This window comes from Ruegeria sp. BF12 (genome assembly GCF_056538705.1).
The window spans coordinates 1-4,350 of the sequence record NZ_JBQFTP010000036.1 but is presented as its reverse complement, the minus strand read 5'-3'; the positions used below and the strand labels follow the sequence as shown (position 1 = coordinate 4,350).

At 63.5% G+C, this 4,350-nt stretch carries 3 protein-coding genes; all 3 read left to right on the top strand.

Annotation, left to right across the window (positions count from 1 at the left end; all coding sequences use genetic code 11):
* The first annotated feature begins 197 nt into the window (after window positions 1–197).
* From ACR0J0_RS23450 to ACR0J0_RS23440, 3 genes are read left to right on the top strand one after another with little or no spacing between them, the layout of a single operon-like run.
* On the top strand, window positions 198–2,228 hold the full coding sequence (locus ACR0J0_RS23450) for a YjbH domain-containing protein (protein WP_480666398.1): 2,031 nt from the start codon (window positions 198–200) through the stop codon (window positions 2,226–2,228).
* Complete coding sequence (locus ACR0J0_RS23445; RefSeq protein WP_480666397.1) at window positions 2,225–2,866, top strand: YjbF family lipoprotein; 642 nt, start codon at window positions 2,225–2,227, stop codon at window positions 2,864–2,866. Before ACR0J0_RS23450 ends, ACR0J0_RS23445 begins: the two co-directional genes overlap by 4 nt.
* Window positions 2,856–4,271: a polysaccharide biosynthesis/export family protein gene (locus ACR0J0_RS23440; RefSeq protein ID WP_480666396.1), complete on the top strand. Its 1,416-nt coding sequence runs from the start codon at window positions 2,856–2,858 to the stop codon at window positions 4,269–4,271. Before ACR0J0_RS23445 ends, ACR0J0_RS23440 begins: the two co-directional genes overlap by 11 nt.
* The last annotated feature ends 79 nt before the right edge of the window (window positions 4,272–4,350 follow it).

Sequence of the window (4,350 nt, the reverse complement as noted above, 5' to 3'; positions counted from 1 at the left end):
TTACCGCTTCTTGTTTTTTTTGCTTGTGCAGAATGGTCACAAGGATTGAAGAAAGGTGATTTTGTTTGGATTGGTTCGGGACTGGGTCCTGGAAAGTCGTTAGTCAGGCGGCAAAAATCGATAATGGCGTGAAGGTTCGAGCGGTGACATTGAGGCGGAGAAGCCTGTTGGCTTTGGTGTGCGCGGTTGCGCCGGGCATGGCGCAGGCGCAATCTGTGTCCACCTATGGCACGCCCGGCCTTCTTGAGGTTCCGACTGCCGAGATGTTCGATGACGGCGCGTTGGTGTTCACCGCGGCGGGGCTTCGGAACAGCGGCCGGGCGACGATGACGTTTCAGTTGCTGCCCTGGGTGAATGGCAGTTTCCGCTACGCCGTTATTGACAGGTTTTCCGATTCCGACCTGACAAATTACGACCGCAGTTTTGATGTCCACTTCCGGTTGCGTGAAGAAAGCAGGAACGGTCCGGCCATTGTGATGGGGCTGCGCGATTTTGGTGGTACGGGCATTTATGCTGCGGAATATTTCGTGGCCACAAAGACGTTTCGTGACCGGGTTAAGCTGACTGGCGGTATCGGTTGGGGGCGCATGGCCGGACGGGGCGCGTTTTCGAACCCGCTGGGCATATTTGGCAGCCGGTTCGATACCCGCCCGCGCTCGAACTCGAACGGTCAGGGGGGAGAGCTGGAGTTCGGCAACTGGTTTCGCGGCGACGCGGCCCTGTTTGGCGGTGTCAGCTGGCAATTTGACGACCGGCTGACCTTTCTGGCCGAGTATTCCCCCGATCTGTATACGGAGGAAGCCGTCGCAGACAGTTTGCGGGTCAAATCGCCGATCAATGTCGGGGTCCAGTACCGGTTCAAAAACGGATCACAGCTGACCACATCTTACCTTTACGGCACCACGCTGGGGCTGACCTACAGCTATTTCGTCGATCCGCGCAAAGCGGTGACGCCGGGCGGTCAGGGCGCCGCCCCGCCGCCGCTGCAGCCCGAGGCGCAGGTCGCTGCCGCAACGGCCGGGCGGACCTCGGGCGACATCCGGGCGCGGATGCAATCTGCGCTGAACCAGGAAGGGCTGCGGCTGGTCTACCTGTCCGAGACCGGCGACACGGTCCGCATCGGGGTTGAGAACAACCGCTATAACCAGGCTGCCCAGGCCCTTGGCCGGACCGCCCGCGTGCTGGCCAATGAACAGCCGCCCCAGAGCGAGCATTTCGACATCGCGCTGATGTCGAACGGCGTGCCGCTCAGCGCGGTGCGCGTCAACCGCGATGACCTTTACGAGCTGGAGCATGACCCCGACAATGCCTGGCGCAGCTTTGCCCGGGCCGAGGTCTCGGACACGCTGCCGCTGGTGCAGGGGGGGACCCTGAGTGATGCTTTCCCGCATTTCTCGTACCGGTTCGGCCCCTATCTGAACTTCTCGTTCTTTGATCCCGACGACCCGCTGCGATACGAGCTGGGCGCGGCGCTGGAGCTGGATTACACCCTGTCGCCGGGCCTGACCTTCTCGACCGGCCTGCGCCTGCCGATCCTCAGCACGCTGGATGACAGCACCCGTGTCTCGGACTCGACCTTGCCGCATGTGCGTTCGGATTGGGCGATCTATGCGCGCGAATCCAACCTGCGGATCGAGCATATGACCGCCGAGTATATGTGGCGCCCCGGCGAGAACCTCTATGCCCGCACCACGCTGGGCTACCTCGAGACCATGTTCGGCGGGCTTTCGGCCGAACTGTTGTGGTATCCCACCAACAGCCGCCTGGCCCTTGGGGCCGAGGCCAACTATGTGGCCCAGCGTGACTTTGACGTGCTGTTCGGCTTTCAGGATTACAACGTCTTCACCGGGCATGTTTCGGCCTATTACGACCTACCGGGCGAGTATCACGCGCAGGTCGATGTCGGGCGTTACCTGGCCGGTGACTATGGGGCCACCTTCACGCTGGATCGCGAGTTCAACAACGGCTTCAAGGTGGGCGCGTTCTTTACCCTGACCAATGTCAGCTCCGAGGAATTCGGCGAAGGCTCGTTCGACAAGGGCGTCCGGTTGGAAATCCCCGTTTCGTGGCTGACCGGACGCCCGTCGCGCAACAAGCTCGCGCAGACCATCCGACCCGTCCTGCGCGATGGCGGCGCGCGGCTGAATGTGCGCAACCGGCTTTACGGCGTGACCCGCGAGGCGCGCACGCAGGACCTGTCCCGCGGCTGGGGGAGGTTCTGGCGATGAAGGTTTTGCGCACCGCCCTGCTGACCCTGGCGCTGATCTCCTGCGGTGAAGCGCAGGACGATGTCGAGCTGCTCAAAGGAACGCTGTTTCCCAACGCGCCCCGGTTCAACCCGCGCGCCGAAGCGCTGGCCGCGCGCCGCCCGATCCCGCCCCGGCTCGAGGTTGGCTTCCCGACCCGCGATCTGGCCGGCGTCATGCTGCTGGAGACCGAGCGCGCCGGGGTGCAGACCTGGCTGACTGCGGATGGTGCAACCATCACGCTGGAGCAGGGCATGCTGACCTCGGCCCTGGGCTTTGGCGGCGGTCTGAGCGGATCGGATATCCGCCAGAGCGCCGATCTGGTCCTGGGCGGTGGCAGCGGTCAGGTCGAACGGTTCCACAGCTTTCTCAATGGCGATGACGAGGTCAACCTGCGCGCTTATAAATGCCTGATCACCCAAGCGGGCTCTGACACCGTTGTGCTGCGCGGCACACCCGTCGCCACGGCAAAATGGCAAGAGGACTGCTATGGGGTGGCGGATCGTTTCACCAACGTTTACTGGGTGCGCAAAAGCACCGGCCGTATCGTCCAGTCCTCGCAATGGACCGGGCCGTTTCTGGGCAACATGTTCATAAAGGTGGTGCCCGATGACAGTTAAGTTTCTGACCCGTGGAGGACGTACCGTGCGCCATATCCCACTTTTCTTCAGCGCGCTGGCCCTGACCGGCCTGATCGCCGGATGCTCGACGATCTACCGCAGCTCCTCGGTGACTGCGGGCGTCTCGGACGCGGGCAAGGTGCGCGTTGTACCGGTGACACCGGAAACGGTGCTGGTGGCCAACCGCTCGCCCTACGCCCCCAAGACCCTGCCATCGGTGTTCGGCCTGTCGGCCGGCTCGGGCTCCAGCACCAGCCTGCGCGGCACCGGCCCGCTGCCCGAGGCGCCCTCGACCCAGGACGGATCGCGCGCCGGGCTGCAGCTGGACCCGCCGCCCCAGGTCAACCCCGGCCCCTATACCATCGGCATCGGCGACGTGCTGGTTCTGTCGACCCCCTCGACCCAAGGCACCGCCGGAGAGCTGTCGGGCCTGCTGGCCGCGCAGAACAGCCGCAACGGCTATACCGTGCAGGATGACGGCTCGATCAACATCCCCGATGTCGGCCGTGTCCGGCTGGTCGGCCTGACCGTGGACGAGGCCGAGGCGCTACTGTTCCAACGCCTGGTGGAAAACCAGATCGACCCGACCTTCAGCCTGGAGATTGCCGAGTTCAACTCGCGCCGCGTCTCGGTCGGCGGGGCCGTCGGCCTGCCCGGCGTGCAGCCGATCACCCTGACCCAACTGACCCTGGGCGAGGCGCTGTCGGCCGCCGGGTCCGTCTCGGTCAGCGACATCGACAATTCCTCGGTACGCATCTACCGCGACGGGCAGGTCTATCAGATTCCGCTGGAAGACCTTTATTCGCGCACTGCGCTGCAGAACCTCAACCTGATCGCCAATGACTCGGTCTTTGTCGATACCGACTATGATCTGGACCGCGCCGAGCGCTACTTTGCCCAGCAGATCGCGCTGCGCGAGACCGTGCTCGAGGGCCGCCAGACCGCCCTGCAGGAACTGAACATCGCGGTCAATCTGCGCCGCGCCGACCTGGACGAACGCCGCAGCAATTTCCTCCAGTCCATCGAGCTGGATGCCGTCGACCGCGACTATGTCTACCTGTCCGGCGAGGTCCGTACCCAGGGTCGCTATCCCTTGCCGTTCAACCACAAAGCCACCCTGGCCGACGCGCTCTTTGACACCGGAGGCGGTGTCGCCAAGGAAACCGGCGACGCCTCCGAGGTCTACGTCCTGCGCGCCGCACAGGACCCCCGCGAACTCGGCGCCGTCACGGCATGGCACCTCGACACCAAAAACGCCGCGCACCTCACACTCGCCGCTCAGTTCGAACTGCGCTCCAACGACATCATCTTCATCGCAGAAAACCCCGTCACCAAATGGGGCAGAACGGTCAGCCAGATCGTACCGTCCCTCATCACAACACCCATCAACGCCGCGATAAACTGATAAAAAGCACCGCCAGATACCAAAGGCGGTGCGCAATCAAACCACTTGAAACTACGCCGCAGCACACAACCGCAATTAG